This window comes from Nocardiopsis quinghaiensis (genome assembly GCF_008638365.1).
Lineage (GTDB): Bacteria > Actinomycetota > Actinomycetes > Streptosporangiales > Streptosporangiaceae > Nocardiopsis > Nocardiopsis quinghaiensis.
The window spans coordinates 42,623-63,428 of sequence record NZ_ML703339.1 but is presented as its reverse complement, the minus strand read 5'-3'; the positions used below and the strand labels follow the sequence as shown (position 1 = coordinate 63,428).

Below are 20,806 nucleotides of genomic sequence, written 5' to 3'. Positions count from 1 at the left end.
CCGGTGAACAGGAGATCACGCGGTGTCGACCTTCGCAGCTGTCTTCGCCCCCAACGGGAAGACGTGGCGGGGAACCGAGGTCGAGCTCGGGGACGTGGACGTCATCGACGACGTCACCGATCTGATGCTCGATTTCGCGACCGAGCGGGGCAGCGACCTCGCGCTCCTGCTCATGGAGGCCGACGACGAGTGGTTCGCCATAGTGCGCGCCGGTGACGACGGCAGAGAACCACGCGTGTACCTCTCCGACGCGCGTGTGGTGCACGACCACCCGCTCGCCTCCGTGCTGTCCGAGGCCGGAGGACTCGGTGCGCCGCCGCCCTCCGAGAGCGCGGGCGCCCGGCCCAACCCCGTGCCCGACGGAGACGGCGACCTGCTCACCGACCTCGGGATGACCGAGGACGAGTTGTGCTCGCTGTCGGTCGGCGGGGGAGTCCTGCCCGGCGACGTCCTCGCGGTGGTGGCCGAGCGCGCGGGGTTCGGGGAGATCCTCGACGGCATGAGGCTGTGACCGACGGGGACGTTCTCCACGCCGCCCTGCGCTCGGCGATCGCCGAGGGCGAGCGCGCCCTGGAGACGGGCGACGTGCCGGTGGGCGCGGTGGTGCTGGACGCCGACGGCGCCGTCCTGGGAACGGGGCGCAACGAGCGCGAGGCGACCGGCGATCCCACCGCGCACGCCGAGGTGCTGGCGCTGCGTGCCGCCGCCCGCGAGCGCGGTGAGTGGCGGCTGGGCGGCTGCACCCTGGTGGTGACCCTCGAACCCTGCACGATGTGCGCGGGCGCCGCGGTGCTCTCCCGTGTGGACCGGCTGGTCTACGGCGCCCGGGACGCCAAGGCGGGCGCGGCCGGATCGGTGTGGGACGTGGTCCGCGACCCCCGGCTCAACCACCGCCCGGAGGTACTTCCGCCCGACCTCGTCGACGAGGATCTCGCCGACCGGTGCGCCGATCTCCTCATCCGATTTTTCGCACGGCGCCGTATCCGGTAGTGTTCCTCTCGGTGGAGTCGCCTAGTGGCCGATGGCGCCCGCCTCGAAAGCGGGTAAGGGGCAACCCTTCGAGGGTTCGAATCCCTCCTCCACCGCCACCAGCCGCCTCCGGGTACTCCCCGGGGGCGGCTTTCTCGTGTGCGCCGACATGTCGGCCCGTCGACTCCGCGCCCTGTCGACACGGACACATGCCGACAGGGCGCGGAGTCGACACGGCTACCCGTCCAGGGGTGCGGGACCCGTGCTGTCCCGCTGCACCAGGTGCGCCGTGGGCGACCACCGCTCCGCGACGGGGAGGCCGGAGGCGCGCTCCAGCACCGACTCGGCCACTGAGACCCCGTACTGGTACACGTCCACGCTCATGGTGGTCAGCGCGGGCGTGGCCAGGCGGCACAGGGTCGAGTCGTCCCACGCGACCATGCTCAGCCGGTCCGGCACCGGGACCCCGAGGGAGCGGGCGGCGTCCAGCCCGGCCACCGCCATCACGTCGTTGTCGTACAGGATCGCCGTCGGCGGGTCCGCCCGTCCGAGCAGCTCACCGGTGAGCCGGGCGCCCGCCTCGGCGGAGTAGTCGCCCTCGACGAGCACCGGGTCGGCCAGCCCGGCCGCCCGGCACCCGTCGACGAGGGCCTCCGTGCGGGCGCGGGTGTGTATCAGCTCCTCGGGCCCCGTCACCCTGGCGATGTCCCGGTGCCCCAGGTCCAGCAGGCGCGCCAGCGCCTCCCGGACCGGGGACGCCTGGTCGGCGCGCACGGTGGGCGTGCCGGGATCCGGATCGGGCGTCCCCGCGACCACGGCCGGCAGGCCGAGCCCGCGCAGCGCCGCGGGGCGCTCGTCGCCCTCGGCCGGGTTGACGACCACGACCACGTCCACCAGGTGCCGCTCCGCCCACCTGCGGTAGGCGGCCAGTTCGGCCTCCCTGCCGGTCACCAGGTGCAGCAGGACCGACATGTCGTTCTCGGCCAGCCGCTCCTCGATCCCGGCGATGAACTCCATGAAGAAGGGTTCGGCGCCCAGCAGGCGCCGCTGCCTGGCCAGGACCAGCCCGACCGCGCCCGCGGCCCCGCGTCCGTCCATCACACCCGCCGTGCGTGCAGGGAGTTGGCCGAGCGCAGGACGGGCGCGCCGGTCAGTGCGTCCGGGTCCACCTCCGCCTTGGTCCGCACCATGAAGCGGTGCGTCTCCCCGGCCAGCAGGTCGACGAGCATGTCGTCCACCTCGGCGTCGGGGGCCAGGCGGTCGGCCATCAGGGAGACGTCCCTGGCGAAGGACGCGGCGCGTACCTCCACCCGGTAGCCGCCCTCCACCGGCTCGGCGACGGCGGTCAGGGCGTCGGGGTCGTAGGACAGGTGGACGTCCTCGCGGAAGGGCCGCACGAGGCGGACGTCTCCGGCCGTGGCCACGAGCACCTCCTCCTTCGCGTTCCGTGCCGCGAGCAGCTCACGCGCCAGGTCGAACTCCGCGGTGGACCGGGGCGGCACGTCCATCCCGATCCCCTCGGTGTGGAGCACCTCGCCCCCGAATGCCTGGCGCTCGACCCGCACCGGTGCCGCCCATGCCTCGTCGGTGTCGTTGACGGCGACCAGGACCAGGCGCCCGTCCCTGGGTTGCACGGTCAGCAGGCGCGGCGCGTAGGCGCGGCGGAGCCCGTACCAGAGCGGCTTGGGACGCTCGTCGCCGTCCACGGCCGCCCAGGAGGTGACCGGCCAGCAGTCGTTGATCTGCCAGACCAGGGAGCCCGCGGTGCGCGGCCACCAGGACCGGAAGTGCTCGACCCCGAAGGCGATCGCGCGGGCCTGGTTGAGCTGGGTGGCCCAGTGCCAGTCCTCGAAGGTGCGGGGCGCGGGCAGGTGGGCGGACAGGCCCCGGTCGAGCTTGCCGTTGCCGTCCTCGGCCTTCTGGTGCAGCAGGAACGCGTCCCCGGTGGGGGTGAGCGGCTCGTCGTGCACCCAGTCGGTGAGCGTGGCCCACGTCGGGGGGCCCTGGAAGCCGAACTCGGAGCAGAACCGGGGCACCTGGTCCTGGTAGGCCCGGTAGTCGGTCTGGTTCCACACGGTCCACTCGTGGCGGGTGCCGTGGCCCTCGTCGTTGGGGTGGACCGCGTCCAGGGCGAAGCCGGGGCTGTAGGGGCTGCCGTCGGCGTAGAACCGGGTGGGGTCGAGTTCGGCGACGATCCGGGGGAAGAGGTCGGTGTAGTAGCCGTGGCCCCACGTGCGGCCCTTCAGCTCCTCCTGCCAGCCCCAGTCCATGAAGCCCCAGAGGTTCTCGTTGCCGCCGTTCCACAGGGCGAGGGAGGCGTGCGAGGTGAGGCGTGCGACGTTCTCCCTGGCCTCGGCCTCGAACTCGCTCCACAGCGGTTCCTCCTCCGGGTAGGAGGCGCAGGCCAGGAGGAAGTCCTGCCACACGAGGACGCCGCGCTCGTCGCAGACGGCGTAGAAGTCCTCGCTCTCGTAGATGCCGCCGCCCCACACGCGGAGCATGTTCATGTTCGCGCCGACGGCCTGGTCCACGCGCCTGGCCAGGCGCTCGCGCGTGATCCGGGTGAGGAAGTGGTCGTCGGGGATCCAGTTGGCCCCCTTGACGAAGATCGGCTCGCCGTTGACCACGAGGGTGAAGGGGGTGCCGTGCTCGTCGGGCTCGGTGTCCACGGTGATGGTCCGGAAGCCGACGCGGCGGGCCGCGGAGTCCAGCGGCTCGGAGCCCTCGTCCGCGGTCAGGGTGAGGTCCAGGTCGTAGAGGGGCTGGTCGCCGTGGCCGACCGGCCACCACAGGCGGGCGTCGGGCACCTCGACGACGACCACGCCGCTCTCGGAGCCGGGTGCCACGGTCGCGGTGGCCCGGTGCCCGGCGACCTCGGCGGCCAGGAGGAGTCCGGTGCCGTCCCCGGTCCCCGACCGCTCGACGTCGGCGTGCACCTCGACCCGGCCGGTGCCGTCCTCTCCGACGGTGACCAGCGGACGCACCTGTGCCAGGCGCGCGCTCTCCCACCGCTCCAGGCGCACGGGCTTCCAGACGCCGGCGGTCTGCAGGTCCGGCCCCCAGTCCCAGCCGAAGGAGCAGGCCATCTTGCGGACCATGTTGAACGGGTGGGTGTTGACGTGCGGACGCGCGCCGAGCTCCTCGCGGACCTCCTCGGCGTACTCCAGGGCGGGGCGGAAGGAGACCGCGAGCTCGTTGGCTCCGGCGCGCAGCACCTCGCGCACGTCGAAGCGGTACCCCCGGTGCATGTTGGCGGTGGTGCCGAGCGCGACGCCGTTGAGCTCCACGGTCGCCACGGTGTCCAGGCCGTCGAAGGCCAGGTCGACGCGCTCGCCGGGGGCGGGGGCCTCGGCCTCGAACGTGAGGGTGTACCGCCAGCCGACGCGGTGCATCCAGGCCAGCTCGGTCTCGTTGGTGTCCAGGTAGGGCTCGGGGATCAGTCCGGCGGCCAGCAGGTCGAGGTGGGTGCTCCCCGGGACCTGGGCGGGGACGGAGCGGCCCGCGATGTCCTCCGGGACGGGCCCGGTGGTCGCGGACAGCTGCCAGCCGTCGTGAAGGGTGTGGCGGATCATCTGTGCTTCTCCGGCTCGTGGGGGTCGGGGGACCGCTCGGGGGGTCGGTGCGGTCCGTCGTCTGGCGCCGATCCCCTCCTGCGCGAACCGGCCACCTTGAGGATTCTTACTTTCCTGAACAAAGTAAGTCAACAGTGTGGGCTCCCCAGTTCCGGAGGATCGGCCAACCACCGCGGCGCCCAGATCCGCCTACTCGTCGCGGAGCGTGCACACGATGCGTGTGCCCGGATCGGGGGACGGCGAACGCGGGAGACCGGCGCGTCCAGCACCGTTCGGGACGGGCGCGGTTCCGGGACGCGGCATCAGAGGTCACTTCTGGACACCGTTGGGGAACGGTACGCTGACAGGCGCCTTCCGGGGGCACTGTGGCGCGGCACCCGGCGTGCACCGCGAGGTCTTCCCGCGCCACGCCACGGAAGCGGTGGAGGTTGCATTGGGCGGGCCAGCACGGGCCATTCCGCACACGACGAGCAGGGCGGCGGTCCTCGACGTCATCCGCGCGGCGGGCACGATCAGCCGTGTCGGGCTGGTCGAGGCGACCGGGTTCACCGGGGGCACGATCTCCACCATCGTCCGCGGGCTCATCGACGACGGCCTGGTCCTGGAGACGGGACGCGCCGAGTCGACCGGTGGCAAACCCCGGGTGCTGCTCCGGCTCGACCAGGAGTCCCGCTACGCCGTGGGCGTTCACATCGACCCCATCGGCATCACCTACGCCTTCACCGACCTCACCGGTGCCGTCGTGTCCCGGATGACCCGTGCCGGGGTGCGCGACGAGGCCCCCGCCGAGATCACCGCACGCATGTCCCAACAGGTGGACGCGCTCGTGGAGGGCGCCGGTGTGGAGCGCGACAGGGTGCTCGGAGTGGGTCTGGTGACCCCGGCCGGCGGGCTCCACCAGCAGCCGTCGCTGCGCCACTGGGCCGACTACTCCGTGGCGGAGGAGCTGGAGGGCACGATCGGCCTGCCGGTGGTCCCGGGCAACGACGCGACCGCCGCCGCCCTCGGGGAGTACTGGTCCGGGGTGGTCGGCGGGTCGTCGATCTTCGCGGCCGTGTACATGGGCACCGGCGTCGGCGCCGGGGTGCTGGTCAACGGCATCCCCTACCAGGGCGCCAGCGGGAACGCCGGGGAGGTCGGGCACGTGTGCCTGGACGTGGACGGTCCGCTGTGCTGGTGCGGTGGACGCGGGTGCGCCGAGGCGATCGCCGGGCCCGCCGCCGTCGTGGCGGACGCCCGTGCCGACGAGGCGCTGGCCCGCAGCGCCGACCTGACCCGTGAGGGCGGCCGGACCTGGCCGTCGGTGGCCGCGGAGTTCACCGCCGTGGTCCGCGCGGCCCGCAGGGGCGAGCCCACCGCGCGCGCCCTGCTGGACCGCTCCGCCCGCCACCTGGCCGTGGCGGTCCGCACTCTGGCCAACCTGATGGACCTGGACCTGCTGGTGCTGACCGGACCCAGCCTGGCCGCGGCGGGGTCCGTCTACCTGCCCGTCATCCGGCAGGAGTTGGACCGGGCGTTCTTCGCCCGCGCCACCCACCCGGTCGAGGTGCGCCTGTCCACCTCGGCGGCGACCGCTCCCGCCATCGGCGCGGCCACCATGGTGCTCCAGTCCCAGCTGGTGCCGATGCGCCCCGGGCTGCGGCTGCCCGAGAACCTGTCGGAGTCCGAGGCCGCCCAGGGCTGAGGGCCGCGGACACCGGACCGCCTCGACGTGGGGCTCCCAGGTCTCCGGCGCCTGGTCAACCGGTCCCCTCGAGCTCCTCGATGGCGCGGGTCAGCCACGACACCCACCCGGCCTCCACGTCGATGCCGCCGAGCAGTACCAGGCGCTGGACGCGCTCCTGGTCGTCGGCGGGCCCGTCCGGGTAGTCGCGCCGCTCGAAGGCGCGGTACTCCTCCAGCCGGAGCAGGTGCAGGTCGCGGTGGCGGCGCAGCTCCGGCACCAGGCCGCGTACGCCCACGACACCGGCGGCGCGCAGCCGTACCGGCAGCGGGTCCCGGCCGAGCCTGGGGTCCTCGCGCACGTCCACCCAGCGCCCAAGCTCCTCCCGACCCGCGGGCAGCACCTCGTACTCCTTCTTCCGGCCGCGGGTCGGAGCCTGCTCGGGCAGTGCCCGGATCAGTCCCTCCCGCTCCAGCCTTCCCAGCTCCCGGTAGATCTGCTGATGGGTGGCCGACCAGAAGTACCCGATCGAGCGGTCGAAGCGACGGGCCAGCTCCAGGCCGGAGGACGGTTTCTCCAGCAGGGCGGTCAGGATGGCGTGGGGCAGGGACATGAGCGCATTCTAGGAACCCGGACCACTACTCGGGGTCGCGTAGGCGGACCATCACCCGTCCCTCCACGACCGACGCGTCCATGGTCTCGACCGCGGCGGTCGCGGGCCCGTGCGCGACCGTTCCGTCGTCCAGGCGGAACTCGCTGCCGTGCCAGGGGCAGCGCAGGCACCCGTCCACCCGCTCGCCCTCCGCCAGGGGAGCGCCCATGTGGGGGCACGTTCCCAGCACCGCGGACACGGAGCCTCCCGTGCGCGCCACCGCGACCGGGACACCGTCCACGTCGCCCCCGCCGATCCCTCCGTCGGGGAAACCGTCCAGCGGGCCGAGGTCGTGCCATCCCTCGGGGACCAGGTCGACGAGGTAGTCCGCGCTGTTGGCGCCCACCGCGCGGTAGTAGGCCATGTGTCCGCCCAGGGAGCCGCTGAACCCGACGACGCCCACCCCGGCCAGGGACAGGAACCTCCCCCAGCCCTCGCGCCCGCGCGCCCGGGCCAGCGAGGAGGCGCCGAACAGCAGGGTGCCCACGCCGTTGGCCGCCGCGTGCACCACCCCCACGCGCTGCTGGCGCTCGTGCTGCTGCGACCAGTCCGCCAGACCGCTCACCACCGCGGGCAGGGTGGTGAGCAGGCCCGCGTTGACCAGCGCGTGGGCGCTGCGGCGGTGGTCCCCGGGCAGCATGTCCAGCAGGACCGCCGCCATCCACGTGCCGATGGGCAGCTGCACCAGGATCGGATGGGTGGGATGGCCGAGCTGCACGCCGTGCAGAGCGTCGCGGACCCTGCCGGCCGGGATGCGTCCGGCCAGGCGCTTCAGGCGGGAGACCGCCGGGTCGAGGCGCTCGTCCCGTTCGATCGCGCGGATGTCTTCACCGAATCTCATGCTCGGGCGGCTACCCCGTGCAGCGGTGTGCCACTCGTGTGTCACCGGCTTCCGCGGATCCTTGAACCGGGCTTTCCCTTCCCCGGACGGTCCGAGCCGCCCGGGGAAACGGTCACAGGGCCGCGGCCAGGCGGGTGCCCTGGTCGATCGCCCGCTTGGCGTCCAGCTCGGTGGCCTCGTCGGTGCCGCCGATCAGATGGGCGCCACGGCCCGCGGCGGCCAGTTCGCCGGCCAGGTCGCGGCGCGGGTCCTGCCCGGTGCACAGCACGACCGTGTCCACGTCGAGCACGCGCTTCTCCCCGTCGACGGTCAGGTGCAGGCCCTCGTCGTCGATCCGGTCGTAGTCGGCGCCCGCGACCATCTCCACGTCGCGGTGACGCAGCTCCAGGCGGTGGATCCACCCGGTGGTCTTCCCCAGTCCCGCGCCGACCTTGGTGCTCTTGCGCTGGAGCAGGTGCACGGTGCGCGGCGGGGCCGGGCGCTCGGGCTCCCGGAGCCCGCCCGGCGAGGCGGGGTCGGTGTCCACGCCCCACTTGCGGAGGAACTCCTCGGTGCCCTCCTCCTCCCCGCCGCCGTCGGTGAGGTACACGGCGACGTCGAAGCCGATACCGCCCGCGCCGACGACGGCCACCCGCTCGCCGACCTCCGCGGTCCCGCGCAGGACGTCGACGTAGCCGACCACCTTGGGGTGGTCCACACCCGGGATCCCGGGCACGCGCGGGGTGACGCCCGTGGCGAGGACGACCTCGTCGTAGCCCTCCAGGTCGGTGGCGCCCACCCAGGCCCCGAGCCGCACGTCCACGCCGTGCTTGTCGAGCTGGACCCGGTAGTAGCGCAGGGTCTCGTCGAACTCCTGCTTGCCCGGCACGCGGCGGGCCATGTTCAGCTGCCCGCCGATCTCCCCGGCGGCGTCGAACAGGGTGACCGCGTGCCCGCGTTCGGCGGCGGACACGGAGAAGGCGAGCCCGGCGGGTCCGGCGCCGACCACGGCCACACTCTTGCGGACACGTGTGGGGGAGAGCACGAGTTCGGTCTCGTGGCAGGCGCGCGGGTTCACCAGGCAGGAGGTGACCCTGAGGCTGAACGTGTGGTCCAGGCATGCCTGGTTGCAGCCGATGCAGGTGTTGATCTCCTCGGGTGTCCCCGCGGCGGCCTTGGCGACGAAGTCCGGGTCGGCCAGGAAGGGGCGGGCCATGGAGACCATGTCCGCGTCGCCCCCGGCCAGGACCGCCTCGGCGACCTCTGGGGTGTTGATGCGGTTGACCGCCACGAGCGGGACGGACACCCTGCCCCGGAGCCTGCGGGTCACCCAGCTGTAGGCGCCGCGCGGCACGGACGTGGCGATGGTGGGGACGCGCGCCTCGTGCCAGCCGATACCGGTGTTGATGATGGTCGCCCCGGCCTCCTCGACGGCCTCGGCCAGCCGGACCACCTCGTCGAACGTGGACCCGCCTGGCACCAGGTCGAGCATGGACAGGCGGTAGACCAGGACGAAGTCGTCGCCGACGCGCTCGCGCACGCGCCGCACGATCTCCACGGGGAAGCGCATGCGGTTCTCGAAGGATCCGCCCCAGCGGTCCTCGCGCTTGTTGGTGGCCGAGGCGATGAACTGGTTGATCAGGTAACCCTCGGAGCCCATGACCTCCACGCCGTCGTACCCGGCCTCCTTGGCCAGTTCGGCGGTGCGGGTGAAGTCCTCGATGGTCTGCTCGACCTCGTCGCCGGTGAGCGCGCGCGGGGTGAAGGCACTGATGGGGGCCTTGAGCGCGCTGGGGGCCACCGAGTCCTCGCTGAAGGCGTACCGGCCGGTGTGCAGGATCTGCATGGCGATGCGGCCGCCCTCGCGGTGCACGGCGTCGGTGACCACGCGGTGCTCCTCGGCCTCCGCCTCGGTGGTCATCTTCGCCGCGCCCGTGTACGTGGCGCCCTCGGGGCTGGGGGCGATGCCGCCGGTGACGATGAGGCCGACGCCGCCCCTGGCGCGCTCGGCGTAGAAGGCGGCCATCCGCTCGAAGCCGCCGGGCACCTCCTCCAGGCCGACGTGCATGGAGCCCATGAGCACGCGGTTGGGGAGGGTGGTGAAGCCCAGGTCCAGCGGTTCCAGCAGGTGGGGGTACTCGCCCATGTCATCTCCTCGCGGGGTGCCTCGGGCCGGTGTCCGGCCGACCCGCGATCTATTATGCAACAAGTTGCAAAAAACGGGGGCGACGGTGGCCACACCTGTGCGCGGAGGGCGGGAGGTGAGGAGCGCGGGACGGCGAGCCGGGACGCTCCCTGGCGGATGTGTCTCAGGCGTCGCTGGAGCTCTCCTCGGCCTCCACCGGCAGGAGCGCGGGGCGCTTGGCCACACGGCCGTCCCCCGAGGACCGTCCGCGCAGGCGCCGCAGTATCCACGGGCCGAGGAAGGCCCCCAGCCAGCGGACCTCCTCCGCCACCGTGCGCAGTGCGCCGGAACGGGGCGGCGGGGGCAGTGGGTCGCACCACGTGTCGTCGGAGTCGGGCAGGGTGAGCGCCGACGCCAGCGCGCCCGCGATCCTGTCGTGTCCCAGCGGAGTGCAGTGCAGCCGGTCCCGCGACCACAGGCGCCGGTCGGTGGAGATCTCGTGGGCGGCGACGTCGGCCACCACCACGCCGTGCCGGGCGGCCGCCGCGCGCACGCGCTCGTTGAAGTCCAGCACCCGCGGCAGCAGGGGCTTGGTCAGCGGCGCGACCTTCGCGATGTTGGGGAAGGTCAGGGTCGCCACGCGGGTACCGGAGGCGGTCAGGTCGGCGAACATCGCCTCCAGGTGGCCGACCACCTCGTCGGCGTCGTACCCGGAGCGGATGACGTCGTTGACCCCGGCGAACACGGTGGCCACGTCGGGCCGCATCTCCAGTGCGGGAGCCAGCTGCTCCTCGCGTACCTGTCGGGCGAGCCGGCCCCGGACGGCGAGGTTGGCGTACTCCACCCGCGCACCGGTGGCGGCGAGGTGGACTGCCAGGCGGTCGGCCCAGCCCCGGACCCCGGTGCTGTCGTCGCCGTCCCCGACACCCTCGGTGTGGCTGTCGCCCAGAGCCACGTAACGCAGGTCTCCGTCGAACCGCATGCCCTCTCCTCACCCTCGTGAACACCGAGAATGTTACTCGGCGAAGTGACTATTCAACTTGGGGAGTAGGGCACGGGGGCTCCGGCCGCCACCGGCGCCTGAGTGAACGGAGGCGTCCGCGCGTGCCCGTCAGTCCCGCTCTCCGTCTGGCACCTCCGGGACGACGGAGTGCTCGGAGAAGGCTTCGACGACCACCGCCGCCTCCGTTCCGGCAGCCCCCTCGCCGGACACGGCGAAGGCCCCGACCGGTGTCCGGTCGGGGCCTTGCGTCTGCCCTGGCGGGCTCTTCGGGGGCTCGGGGGCCGTCCCCCGACAAGCAGCGAGGGCGGCCCTGTTCGCAGGACCGCCCTCGACCGGCGGAGGATAGGGGATTCGAACCCCTGAGGCGTTGCCACCAACACGCTTTCTTTGTAGTCGGACTAGCGAATCCCCACGTGACGCGACAGGACGAGTCTCACGTGTGGATATGCTCCACGTCAAACCACACAAAGAAAGCGAAGCGTCATTCCTAAGATGAGCCGTTGCGGAAGCGCTTCTTAGCCCGCATGTCTTCCATGTTCTCAGCGTGGGTGCCGACTCGAAGGTGTCGGGGATTAACACATGGGGGGTGGTCACAAACCACGTGCATGACAATCTCACCGCGCTCTAGCTCTCGGCTGAGGGTGTGGGACATGATCCAGCGGGTGGCTTTGTACTTCTTCTGGCGGCCGTTGCGGGTGACGTCGAACTCGCCGTAGCCTCCACGGTCTTTGTAGCGGAGCCAGAGCCAACACGAGTCATCACCGCCCGACGTGTCGGCGTAGGACATGAAGCGGTCGTAGTCGCTGGGGCCACGGGTGTAAGGCTGCTTCGTGCCGTTCGCTTTGCGGCAGAGGTAGCGGGCTCGTTTAGTTCCCTCATGGTCACAATCAGCATGAGGGCCACGACGTCCCCGCTTCGCTTCGGACATGTCCCGCATGTTGTCGGCGTGGGTTCCTGGCACCAGGTGATCGGGGTTGACACAGGCTTTGTTGTGGCACGTATGCCGGACTACTTCGTCTTCTTCGAGCGCGCGTCCAAGGTGGTATTCGAGCATCCAGCGCGGAGCGGAATAAGTCTTGCCGTCTACTCTGAATGAGCCGTAGCCATTACGCGCCAGGCTCTTAGTCCACACCCAGCAGTCTCCCGACGTGTCAACGCGGCTCATGAATCGCTCGTGTGTGCTCATGAGTCCATGCTCTCGTGCGTTCTGCGGCTCGGTCCGAGGTAGCTCTGAGTAAGTGTAATCGAGTGACTACTTTCTGTGGACGCCGATAATGTTCACTTATCGGAAGTCAGAATTCACGGGATGATCATACGTGTGGGTTAACGCTCTGTGAACCCATTCCCCACACCCTCAGAGGGTGAAATCTCGCGTTTCTCAGAATGCCGCTCGTTCGAAGCTCATCCATTGACTCTCACCGTCCGCAGACTGTTACCAGCAGTAACACCTTTTGGGGAACGCCTAAGTGGGCCCATGTAATCCGGACTACTACCCTCAACACTTCGCCACGTCGTGCGACTGCTCTAACGAACCCCCGTGGCTCTGCTCTCAACTGCGTTCGTTATCGTGCTCTAACGAACTGTCTCCGCACGTCACTAAGCCCTTAACTCTTAGTTCGTTACAGCTCGTTGCAGCTCGTTAACAAACCGGTTCGTTAGTTCGTTAGCTCGTATATAGAACGAGCTACGAACGAACGACGAAGTTCAACACACCAACGAGCACAGACCCTCAACACCAGACACCTAAACCCAAAGCTAGACGTCGCCGTCCTCAGCCTGAGCCAGCGCCGCGCGGTATTCGTTCGTCCACTCCGCGCCCTGCTGATCCTCGGGCAGGTTCGCTAGCGCGTCGCGGATGCTGTCGGCAGCCTCCCCGTTATCACCCAGAGCCAGGTACGTAAGGCCGATGTTCAGCCCGTGGAACGAGGGCACCAGCCAGTAAGCAGTGTTGGGCGGCGTCTCGATCTCCGCGCGGTCCTTCAGCGCGTGCGCCTGGTCCAGCAGACGCCGCGCGTCTTCGTCTTCCCCGAGCATCGCCAGCCCTTGCGCGGCTTGTGCGAGGTCCCCGAGCCGTTGTGCAGGATGAGCGCCCGGGGTGTGGTGCGCGGTCAAGAACCAGCGCACGACCGCACGCGGTCGTCCCTGCTGCCTTGCTAGATAGCCCTTGAAGTTGGCAGCCTGAGCGGCCAACGGCCCATCGTTGATCTCGTCTGCGTAGTCCTCGGCCTCGGTGAGGAAGTGCACCGCCTCGCGGTCGTTGCGTGCCTCAGCATGGAGCCACCCGGCGAACTGGACCCATTCCGCGGCTACTCGTTTCAGCCCGTCCCGGACGCCGGCGTTTCTCAGACTCTCCGAATCACGCGCTAGGGCAACGACGGTGTCCATCTGTACGAGCGTCGGTGACAGCATCGCCCTCGGCCCTAGCGTGTCGTCTAGACGCCGTTGGGCGGCGAGAACGTCACTCAGCGCGCGCACTGTCGAAGCGTCGGCGCGCATCGGTCCGATGCCGCCGTTCCGCTCGGCAACCGCCGCCACACGAGCCCGGTCGTCTTCGTCTATGGCGGTGTGGAGTTCGATAAGCCCGCCCTCAGCACCGAGCAGGTTGTCTAGGGCGGCGACCAGGGCCGGGGACGGGTGTTGCTTCCCGTTGACCACACGCGAGACATAACCCTTGTCGAAGTTCATCGCACGAGCGGCAGCGGAGATGGACATCCCGCGCTCTCGAAGCGCGGTCCGGACACGTGCGGCGAGATCCGACATACAGCCCCCCACGGGAGGTACAGGGGGTGACCTCCCTTGCCTCCAGGATAGTCAACGCGGTCACTCTTCCCCGGGCTCTTGGTGTTGGGGTCTGATCAGGGCATGGCTTACTCTTCACCGCTCTCCGAAGGGTGATCACCCGGAGACACGAACGTCCCGCGCTGAGGGACGACGAACACCACGCCCTCATCCGCCAGGACGTGAACCGCCTTGCGCACCGTCAGACGGGCTATGCCGAACTCGTCCGCGATGCGCTGTTCACCGGGGAGCGGCCGGTTTGGCTTCCAGTCGCCCCGCTCGATCCGCGCACGGAGGATCTCGGCGAGCTGCCGGTACACGGGCACGGGGCCGCCGTGGATGAGGTCGTCGTCAGGTCCATATTCCATGGTCACGACGCTAGATGGGCAGTCTCCAACACCCTCACTCGTCTACGTATAGTTCCTGGCATAGACGAGTAGTTCCTAGGTCAAGTATCGTGTTGTCTCACTCACTCGCTGGTCAGCGTGTGGGGACACAAAAAAGCTCCGACGGGTCGGCTACCAACCAGGACCCGCCGGAGCTCCCCGCCCCACACACCAGGTGTGAGGAGCGGGTGCCACCGACTAAATAGGAGTCGATGACATGAAGACTGTAGCGCGACGTCGTACCCATCGTGTGCGTCCCTTCCTGCGGGTGTGGGAAGAGCAGCAGGCAGCCGCGAATGCCGCCTACGCCGAACTCCTGGGCCGCGTGCGCGCTGGACTGGAGGCGATCTAATGAACCGCTTCACCGTGCCCGCGCCCCGTCAGCCGTCTACCCCTGGAGACGAAGTCACCGCCATGCGACAGAAGCGGCTTGAGGCCAAGGCCTCCGAGTGGCAGCGGACGATGGATCTCATGATCGCCCTCAACAACGCTCTGACCCTCCAGTTCCGGACGGGCACCATCGACAGCGGGCTTAGGACGATCGGAGACATGCCGATCCTCGTCACTGGCTGTGTGGTCGTGGAAGTCGAAGGCCCCGACTTCTCGATCAACAAGACCGACCACTACGGCGACATCCTCACGCGGCACCGCGTGTCCACCGGCACCGACGTCCACTCCGTCGCCAAGTTGATCACCCGGCTTCTCTGAGATCCACCACTCCATGAGTGGTGACCCCCCGAGCGCCCTTCCCCAGGAACCCGTCCGGCGCTCGGGGGTTTCTTATGGCTAGTCCGTGCCCCGGGTTAGTGAGTAGAGCTTGGCGTTACTAGCGCCCCTGTCATACTTGAGGGGACCCTCTTCCGCTCCCCACTTAAGCGCGTCGCGGATGACCCGCTGAGCGTGTGAACCCTGTAGAGCTGTCTCAATGGCGTTGCCGGAGCTTCCTGGGTTCGCGCGTAGGAAGCCGACGATGTCAGCGAGAGCAGCGTCACGCTTCGCGTCGCCCCGAGACCCTACGCCGACCGTAAGGTTCCGTGACTCGTGGTCATAGATCAGTTCGGTCTCTCGAACGTCAACGTCGCGCCCGTACGCACTGAGGAAGCGCGGGCTCCGCTCATCACCGGAGCGGACTAGCTTCCACTCTGAGTCGGGCCAGTCCCGCAACACCGAGGTTCCGCGCGGTCGCTCTTGTTCGTGTCCCATGTGGTGGACGATCATTCCCTCGGTGGCGCCAGACTCGCCCAAGAGCTCGTTGAACGCGGTCAGGAAGCGCCGTACCTCGGTCCCGTTCTCGTCAATGCCCATCATGCTCAGGATCGGCCCCAGGCAGTCGAGAATGACCACGCTTGCGCCGAGGTGGCGAAGCGCGTCGGCCCAGTGAGCGCGCGTGTCGGCGTCGGTGACGTCGAAGGACGAGACCCGGCCCCGGAGAGACACGATGGCGGCGTTCTGTGGGTTCTTGATTCCCTGGTCCCGAAGCCAGCGACGCGCCATCCGTTCGCTCAGCTCGACATCCAGCAGCACCACACGGCCCGAGGGCTGGCGTACGTGGTACTTGTCCAAGAACGGGGTGCCGTCCGCGAGAGCACGAACGACGTTACCCATCATGGTCGTCTTACCCGCCTTGTACTGAGCGGCTAGCAGGGCGTTCCCGCTGACTGGCCAGAAGTCTTGAACCAGGTACTCTTCCGGCTCGTCCTCCACGCTCAGGAACTCGTCTAGGGGCGTGATTGGGGGAACGTCGATCGTGAGGGATTCCGCCTTGTACCGGCGCTTGGCCTCTTCGCGGACCCGGATCTTGCGAAGCTCGGCCTCAACCTCCTCTGACAGGTCGTCATCCGGGGCGCTCTCTTCGTCGTCCTCCCCGTCTTCTTCCGGCTCGTCAGTCTCCCCCGGCTCGTCAGTCTCCGCCTCTTCACGGATCGCGACCGCTTCGGGGTTCCTCCACGCCCACGCCACGTAGTGGGAGAGCGGGTTACCCGACTCCTCGACCTTGGCCACGGCGAACTTACAGTTGCCCAACACCCAGAGAGTCTGGGCGAAGCTGAGCCCGTAGCGGCAACACTCCTTGACGCTGCCAGCAATGAGGCTGTGCTTCTTTACCTGGGGCTCGTCCTGCTCCCCCTCTTCAACCGCGCTCAGATCCGCCTCATAGAGGCCATTCGGCTTCCGTACTGCCCTACTCCGGAGGGCGCCGTAGTCACTCCACTTGATCGGCTCAGGCTCCATGTCGCCGACGTCTGCAAGGGGTGTTGAGCGTGACTCTTCCACCAGCTCTGAGAGCGGCTTGTCCGCGCCCAGCTCTTCCGCTAGCTCTTCCGGGACCCACTTGAACCGCTTCGTCTCAGCTTCGCGCGCTACGCGCTTCGACGTCTTGTGATTGATCGTTCCTGGCAGCCTGAGAACGCGCGACGGGTCCCAGCACTTATCCCCGCGATAGCGTGATGCGAGAAGTTTGTTCAGAGCCCGTACTTCGTCTGCGGAGACTTGCCGATCCAGCTTGACGTAAGCGTGTCGCCCGCCCTCACGGCCGGAGAGATTGACCCACGCGCCCAGCTCTTCAAGCTTGGGCAGCGCGGTCCCTTCCAGCCACTCCAGGTGTTCGGCAAGCTCTTGCTTGTACTGGGGGAGTGGGTTCCCGTCCTTGTCCTTCCGCTCCTTCGGTGGGTCGATGTCCACCCAAGCGACGAACGAGCCGACGACGTTCTCATCCTCACGACCGCCTGTGCCGTCCATCTCTGCGGGGGTGACGAAGATGTTCAGCGTCTCCGCCTCGGCAACCAGGGAGCGGATGGCGTCCTTGTCTCGCGGGTCTAGGGACTCGTTCCACCAGCTCTTAGTGTCCGGGTCCTGCCGACTTACCACGATGTATTTGGACTCCGGATGTACCGCGCGCAGGAAACGACGCGCTTTGGATGCCGCATCGATCGTGCTATTCTTTTCCATGTGATTCCCAAGTGAATATAGTTATTGGGGGCGCGCTTACGGGACAGGTAAGCGCGCCTTCCCTTATTTGACGATATAAGCCACGTCTGAGGCTCGGATCATAGCCTCTTCCATGGCGGTGAGCTTACGGCCGAGAATGCGCTCAGAGATAGCGATAGCCCGGCCGTTCTCCTCACAACACTCGGTGTGGTGTTCGCCATCACACCAAGCCGCGTGGATCTTTTCATTTTGAAAGTCGAAAACCCTTGCAGTAGCGCCCATGAGTTCCTCGCTCGTGTGTTGGGGGCGGTAGAAGCTGGCACTTCTGCCGCCCCAATTTATGGCTAACTGGCTGCCTGCTCTTCCTGAATCTGCCTCCAAGCCTTTTCGATCCTCGCGCGTTCCCGGGCTTCACTCTTGCGCTTCCAGGTGCACGCTTGGAGAGCTTTCTGTCCCGGCCCGTGGTCGCATTCTGGGAACTGTCGCATGTGTTCGCAATAGTTCTGTCCCACGAAAGTCTGCGGGTGGTCGCATTCCGGGTGGTACTTGCGACCGTTCCGGCAAATATGACGCTCATACGACGTAGCCGGGTGCTCGCATTCAGCATGGCTCTTAGCCATTCCTGTTCCCTGTCCAATTGAGTTTCTATCCCGTCACCAACAATGTAGCACACGTGTTATCGGAGTTACCCATAAAAAAAGGCTCCCTCTAGCACGGGGACTAGAGGGAGCCATCCCGGAGGGACAGACCGAGAGACATACCCATAACTAAGAATGGCACACGCCGGAAGAGAAGACACGCCGAAGAGCATCAAACCCATTCACAGAATAGCACGACGAATGTCGTTACTCACTTGTGATAATCACTCGGGACCACGTCAAATTTTGTCTCGCTTCTCGTGTTCTATTGTTCTCATGCACTCAAAACACGCGAGGAGAAACGGAATGAAAGCCACCCCCAGTGCGGAGCATGTGCGCGCTCGTGAGCCCCTTACGTGGCCGGATGAATATGCGGACGGCAATGTGTACGAGTTCACCACCGAAGAAGTTCAGGCGAACGGTAGGACGCTGGAGCAGGTCCGGAAGGACTTGCACAACTACGCACGTACACGAAGCCTACGGGCGATCACACGAATGATTGGGCCGAAGTCAACGCGCAAGCTTCGCTTTCGTTTCGTCAAGCGTCCATAGAAAAGCCCGTGCCTCTTGGAGCCAGGAGGCACGGGCTCGTGTCACATTCCCGCCTTGCCAGAAGGAGTAACAGTGAACAACGATATCAGTTCGCGCGTGTCGAGAATTCCCATTTACGTAATGATCGGTGTGGCGGTTGTCTGCCTCGCCGCTTCGTTCGACCACCTGTCATCGGTGTTGAAAACGTTCGGCTACTCGGACATTGTCGCGTACCCGCTCGCCGTGGCAATCGACCTTTACATCCTGTCCATGCTTTTCTTGTGCTGGCAGCGGACACACTGGATGCTTCAAGCTTTGCTAGCCCTCGGGATCATCGCCAGCGGCAGCGCGAATTTCTTTGCAGGGATGGAGCACGGGTGGTTTAGTGCCGTGTATTCGCTTGTGCCTATCGTGTTGATCAAGGCGGTGTATCTGGCACTGTGGAGTATCTCGAAGACGCCCAACACCCCGGCCGCTTCGACAATCGCCACACCCGTTGTCGATAAGAGGAAGACGTTCGAAGAGATCACGGCGCCACTCCGGGAAGAGCTGGCGGATCGGCAGGGCCGAGCCGACGACGTGCGGGAGAGGCCACAGGGCTTGTCAGACGAAGATCTCCGCGCCCGCATGACCGAACTGGATGCCGAGATGAAAGAACGTGCTCAGCAGCATGTCCGGGACAACCCCGAGGTAAGCGCTAGGGAACTGGCGCGACGTTTCAAGCGTAGTCAGACCTGGGCAAGCGATCGAATCTCCAAGGCAAACGTCGCATAGCCATAAAAGAGCCCCCGGGTCGTGGAATCCGGGGGCTCTGCCGCATAGCCTCATCTATTGCCGGTAAAATCCATTACCCAAGGCGAAACTAAACGTGGCATATCACGTACCAACAATAGCAGAAACGAGAGCAACAATGATCCGAGCACCCAGGAATCTTGTAGCGGTTTACGCGGACATGGAGGATGAGGAAGACAGCATTACCATTCCAGTCTGGGCGTTCAATCGCCATGGTGAGGCAATGGTGATCAACACTGAAACCGGATGTCTCATCTCTGCCATGAGCTTTCAACCCGACGGGTTTCCCGAGTTCTCTCGACTCGAATTCACCGCACCCGATGAATAGCGACATGTACAATACCATTAACATGACCGGAGGAAATTGAATGGCAGTCGCAGATAAGATTATGCGCGGGCTTAGGGGAGAGTGGGAAGCTCCCTCAGCCGCCGCAGAGAAGCCCGCAGCCAAACAGCCGGAGCTAGCCCTAGACGTCCAGGAAGTTCTTAGCGCTTTCCCGTGGCAGGTGCTGGCCCAGAATCTCGCCACACGGGAAGGCATCGACGCCGAAGAACTGTCCGGCATTCTCGAAGGCACCGAGGCGGAAACCGAGGAGGCAGCATGAGCAGCCGCACTATCCTAGAGGCTATGCAACGCGGGACCGGTATCGGTGACCCCGACGCCTACAAGCGCGGCAACGCCGAGATGTTCAAGGGCATTGACGCTGAGCGGGCGGCGATTAAGAAGCGCGCTCGTGCGCTCGAAGCTGAGGGCGTCACCAACGCCGATCAGGTCGCGCGTAAGGAGTTCAGCGACGCAGACGCGAAGCGTCGCACTGAACAGCGAGAGCGCACCCTACGAACTGCTATGGACGCGATCCAGGAACGCGATAGCCGGGAAGCCCGTGCAAAGTACTGGGAGGGACGCGCGGACGAACCCCTCGTTCCGCCGGGTGAGATTCCGCCCGGTACCCCGGTCAACGTCGTTCACCGGGCCAAGACTCGTGACCGCGTGGGCGAGAAGCTCATGGCCCAGGCTTACAGGGTTAAGAACCAGGAGAACTAATGTCCACTGTCAGCATCGATTCCAACGACCTCGAAGCGGTGTTCTGCCTGCTTCTCAAGGAGCCCACCCGGAAGAGTAAGGGGCTCGAACTCGTCAACGCTATCCGTGTGGAGAACGGACGCGCTGAGGTTGGCGACATCCACACCGTGACGTCTCCCCACCCGCAGGCGACCACGATGACGAACATCCTCGCCGACATCGAAGCGGCGGCGTAGCTGCCACACAAAAGAGGGGGTAGATAGCATCTACCCCCTCTTCTGGTGGATCTAGTCGTTCAGGGTGACGCGCTCGACCTCGTCGGCCGGGACGCGGACGCTCTTGTCAGCGCCCAACACCAAGTAATCAAAGTAGACCTTGCCCCACCCGGTCACGCGGGCGTTCTTCACCGGCATCCGGTTGTAAATGTGGATCGTCACGTTCTCGTCCTTGTGGCTCTTCCACGTCTCCCGGGTGACGACGTTCGGGGAGTCGGTGACCCCGTCGAGAACTGCGGGGGTCTCGGCGATCTCTTCGACCTTCGGCGCGGGAGCGGGCTTAGCCGTCACGGTGGCACCCGCGCTCTGCTGAACAGTGATCTTGCCCTTTGCGCGACGGCACTTCGCTCGTGCTGCCTTCGTCGCTTCGTGGTCACAGTGGCTGTGGGCCGTGATCTTCTTAGCGCCCGTCTTCTGCTCTTCGGTCATCGTGACTCCCTCGTGTTCGTCGTTGTGCTTACGAGGTCAACACTCTCAAGGCACCAGGTGCCTCCGAAGGGGTAGAAGAGAAGTCCATGGCGAATCGAGACCACACCCCACGGCTGAGCGTTACATAGCAGCGGGCTTGATAACGATCGCCCACGGAATCACTTGTGCGCCCTTCGGTGTTGGGGTCGCTCTTCGTAACGTGAGCCAGGTAAGCACACCGGGCG

The 20,806-nt window shown here is 67.2% G+C and carries 20 protein-coding genes and 1 tRNA gene; 10 read left to right on the top strand and 11 right to left on the bottom strand.

The genetic code is table 11. The features are described 5' to 3' along the window. Window positions 1–22 precede the first annotated feature (22 nt). From FYX01_RS02660 to FYX01_RS02650, 3 genes are all read left to right on the top strand, one after another. Complete coding sequence (locus FYX01_RS02660; protein WP_150237138.1) at window positions 23–511, top strand: tRNA adenosine deaminase-associated protein; 489 nt, start codon at window positions 23–25, stop codon at window positions 509–511. Then, complete coding sequence (locus tag FYX01_RS02655) at window positions 508–990, top strand: nucleoside deaminase (protein WP_150237136.1); 483 nt, start codon at window positions 508–510, stop codon at window positions 988–990. Before FYX01_RS02660 ends, FYX01_RS02655 begins: the two co-directional genes overlap by 4 nt. A gap of 10 nt (window positions 991–1,000) precedes the next feature. Continuing rightward, window positions 1,001–1,088 (top strand) — tRNA-Ser (locus FYX01_RS02650). Window positions 1,089–1,206: 118 nt separating this feature from the next. Here the strand turns inward: FYX01_RS02650 and FYX01_RS02645 are convergent. Then, window positions 1,207–2,067, bottom strand: a complete 861-nt coding sequence (locus FYX01_RS02645) for a LacI family DNA-binding transcriptional regulator (protein ID WP_150237134.1) — start codon at window positions 2,065–2,067, stop codon at window positions 1,207–1,209. Further along, window positions 2,067–4,541, bottom strand: coding sequence for a glycoside hydrolase family 2 protein (locus FYX01_RS02640; RefSeq protein WP_150237132.1), 2,475 nt, complete (start codon window positions 4,539–4,541; stop codon window positions 2,067–2,069). Before FYX01_RS02640 ends, FYX01_RS02645 begins: the two co-directional genes overlap by 1 nt. A 433-nt stretch (window positions 4,542–4,974) precedes the next feature. Between FYX01_RS02640 and FYX01_RS02635 the strand changes: the two genes are divergently transcribed. Beyond that, a complete protein-coding gene (locus FYX01_RS02635; RefSeq protein ID WP_150237130.1) occupies window positions 4,975–6,225 on the top strand; it encodes an ROK family transcriptional regulator in 1,251 nt (416 codons plus the stop codon). Window positions 6,226–6,280: 55 nt separating this feature from the next. Here FYX01_RS02635 and FYX01_RS02630 read toward each other — a convergent pair whose 3' ends face one another. From FYX01_RS02630 to FYX01_RS02600, 7 genes are all read right to left on the bottom strand, one after another. After that, a complete protein-coding gene (locus FYX01_RS02630) occupies window positions 6,281–6,817 on the bottom strand; it encodes a PadR family transcriptional regulator (protein WP_150237128.1) in 537 nt (178 codons plus the stop codon). Window positions 6,818–6,842: 25 nt separating this feature from the next. Next, window positions 6,843–7,697 carry a Rieske (2Fe-2S) protein gene (locus FYX01_RS02625; protein ID WP_150237126.1) on the bottom strand — a complete coding sequence of 285 codons (855 nt, stop codon included), beginning with the start codon at window positions 7,695–7,697 and terminating at the stop codon, window positions 6,843–6,845. A 112-nt stretch (window positions 7,698–7,809) separates the two neighbouring features. After that, the gene (locus FYX01_RS02620; RefSeq protein ID WP_150237123.1) at window positions 7,810–9,822 is read right to left on the bottom strand and encodes an NADPH-dependent 2,4-dienoyl-CoA reductase; all 2,013 of its coding nucleotides are present in this window, start codon (window positions 9,820–9,822) and stop codon (window positions 7,810–7,812) included. Window positions 9,823–9,985: 163 nt separating this feature from the next. Next, window positions 9,986–10,783: an SGNH/GDSL hydrolase family protein gene (locus tag FYX01_RS02615; RefSeq protein ID WP_150237121.1), complete on the bottom strand. Its 798-nt coding sequence runs from the start codon at window positions 10,781–10,783 to the stop codon at window positions 9,986–9,988. Window positions 10,784–11,291: 508 nt separating this feature from the next. Beyond that, the gene (locus FYX01_RS02610) at window positions 11,292–11,990 is read right to left on the bottom strand and encodes an HNH endonuclease (RefSeq protein ID WP_150237120.1); all 699 of its coding nucleotides are present in this window, start codon (window positions 11,988–11,990) and stop codon (window positions 11,292–11,294) included. A 569-nt stretch (window positions 11,991–12,559) separates the two neighbouring features. Beyond that, window positions 12,560–13,564: a helix-turn-helix domain-containing protein gene (locus FYX01_RS02605; protein WP_150237117.1), complete on the bottom strand. Its 1,005-nt coding sequence runs from the start codon at window positions 13,562–13,564 to the stop codon at window positions 12,560–12,562. A 107-nt stretch (window positions 13,565–13,671) separates the two neighbouring features. Then, window positions 13,672–13,950, bottom strand: a complete 279-nt coding sequence (locus FYX01_RS02600) for a GntR family transcriptional regulator (protein ID WP_150237114.1) — start codon at window positions 13,948–13,950, stop codon at window positions 13,672–13,674. Window positions 13,951–14,185: 235 nt separating this feature from the next. On the opposite strand from FYX01_RS02600, the gene FYX01_RS27015 reads away from it, so the two are divergent. Next, complete coding sequence (locus FYX01_RS27015) at window positions 14,186–14,320, top strand: hypothetical protein (RefSeq protein WP_263363630.1); 135 nt, start codon at window positions 14,186–14,188, stop codon at window positions 14,318–14,320. Then, window positions 14,320–14,676, top strand: coding sequence for a hypothetical protein (locus FYX01_RS02595; protein WP_150237112.1), 357 nt, complete (start codon window positions 14,320–14,322; stop codon window positions 14,674–14,676). Before FYX01_RS27015 ends, FYX01_RS02595 begins: the two co-directional genes overlap by 1 nt. Before the next feature lie 78 nt (window positions 14,677–14,754). Here the strand turns inward: FYX01_RS02595 and FYX01_RS02590 are convergent, their stop codons facing one another. Then, window positions 14,755–16,914, bottom strand: a complete 2,160-nt coding sequence (locus tag FYX01_RS02590) for an AAA family ATPase (RefSeq protein ID WP_150237110.1) — start codon at window positions 16,912–16,914, stop codon at window positions 14,755–14,757. 1,241 nt (window positions 16,915–18,155) lie between these two features. On the opposite strand from FYX01_RS02590, the gene FYX01_RS02585 reads away from it, so the two are divergent. The 4 genes from FYX01_RS02585 to FYX01_RS02570 all read left to right on the top strand — a co-directional run bounded on the left by FYX01_RS02585 (window position 18,156) and on the right by FYX01_RS02570 (window position 20,114). Beyond that, a complete protein-coding gene (locus tag FYX01_RS02585; protein ID WP_150237108.1) occupies window positions 18,156–18,836 on the top strand; it encodes a hypothetical protein in 681 nt (226 codons plus the stop codon). Window positions 18,837–19,222: 386 nt separating this feature from the next. Continuing rightward, complete coding sequence (locus FYX01_RS02580) at window positions 19,223–19,459, top strand: hypothetical protein (protein WP_150237106.1); 237 nt, start codon at window positions 19,223–19,225, stop codon at window positions 19,457–19,459. After that, window positions 19,456–19,899: a hypothetical protein gene (locus FYX01_RS02575; protein ID WP_150237104.1), complete on the top strand. Its 444-nt coding sequence runs from the start codon at window positions 19,456–19,458 to the stop codon at window positions 19,897–19,899. The genes FYX01_RS02580 and FYX01_RS02575 overlap by 4 nt, the downstream gene beginning before the upstream one ends. After that, the gene (locus FYX01_RS02570; RefSeq protein ID WP_150237102.1) at window positions 19,899–20,114 is read left to right on the top strand and encodes a hypothetical protein; all 216 of its coding nucleotides are present in this window, start codon (window positions 19,899–19,901) and stop codon (window positions 20,112–20,114) included. The genes FYX01_RS02575 and FYX01_RS02570 overlap by 1 nt, the downstream gene beginning before the upstream one ends. A gap of 51 nt (window positions 20,115–20,165) precedes the next feature. On the opposite strand, the gene FYX01_RS02565 is transcribed toward FYX01_RS02570, so the two are convergent. After that, window positions 20,166–20,582 (bottom strand): hypothetical protein, encoded by a 417-nt coding sequence (locus FYX01_RS02565; protein ID WP_150237099.1) that lies wholly within the window; start codon window positions 20,580–20,582, stop codon window positions 20,166–20,168. Window positions 20,583–20,806 lie beyond the last annotated feature (224 nt).

Bases quoted from the DNA above. Each gene is read 5' to 3' on its own strand.
- FYX01_RS02615 (WP_150237121.1), bottom strand. From the start codon at position 10,783: ATGCGGTTCGACGGAGACCTGCGTTACGTGGCTCTGGGCGACAGCCAC.
- FYX01_RS02625 (WP_150237126.1), bottom strand. From the start codon at position 7,697: ATGAGATTCGGTGAAGACATCCGCGCGATCGAACGGGACGAGCGCCTC.
- FYX01_RS27015 (WP_263363630.1), top strand. From the start codon at position 14,186: ATGAAGACTGTAGCGCGACGTCGTACCCATCGTGTGCGTCCCTTCCTG.
- FYX01_RS02600 (WP_150237114.1), bottom strand. From the start codon at position 13,950: ATGGAATATGGACCTGACGACGACCTCATCCACGGCGGCCCCGTGCCC.
- FYX01_RS02640 (WP_150237132.1), bottom strand. From the start codon at position 4,541: ATGATCCGCCACACCCTTCACGACGGCTGGCAGCTGTCCGCGACCACC.
- FYX01_RS02630 (WP_150237128.1), bottom strand. From the start codon at position 6,817: ATGTCCCTGCCCCACGCCATCCTGACCGCCCTGCTGGAGAAACCGTCC.
- FYX01_RS02620 (WP_150237123.1), bottom strand. From the start codon at position 9,822: ATGGGCGAGTACCCCCACCTGCTGGAACCGCTGGACCTGGGCTTCACC.
- FYX01_RS02605 (WP_150237117.1), bottom strand. From the start codon at position 13,564: ATGTCGGATCTCGCCGCACGTGTCCGGACCGCGCTTCGAGAGCGCGGG.
- FYX01_RS02575 (WP_150237104.1), top strand. From the start codon at position 19,456: ATGAGCAGCCGCACTATCCTAGAGGCTATGCAACGCGGGACCGGTATC.
- FYX01_RS02580 (WP_150237106.1), top strand. From the start codon at position 19,223: ATGGCAGTCGCAGATAAGATTATGCGCGGGCTTAGGGGAGAGTGGGAA.
- FYX01_RS02610 (WP_150237120.1), bottom strand. From the start codon at position 11,990: ATGAGCACACACGAGCGATTCATGAGCCGCGTTGACACGTCGGGAGAC.
- FYX01_RS02645 (WP_150237134.1), bottom strand. From the start codon at position 2,067: ATGGACGGACGCGGGGCCGCGGGCGCGGTCGGGCTGGTCCTGGCCAGG.
- FYX01_RS02565 (WP_150237099.1), bottom strand. From the start codon at position 20,582: ATGACCGAAGAGCAGAAGACGGGCGCTAAGAAGATCACGGCCCACAGC.
- FYX01_RS02590 (WP_150237110.1), bottom strand. From the start codon at position 16,914: ATGGAAAAGAATAGCACGATCGATGCGGCATCCAAAGCGCGTCGTTTC.
- FYX01_RS02595 (WP_150237112.1), top strand. From the start codon at position 14,320: ATGAACCGCTTCACCGTGCCCGCGCCCCGTCAGCCGTCTACCCCTGGA.
- FYX01_RS02570 (WP_150237102.1), top strand. From the start codon at position 19,899: ATGTCCACTGTCAGCATCGATTCCAACGACCTCGAAGCGGTGTTCTGC.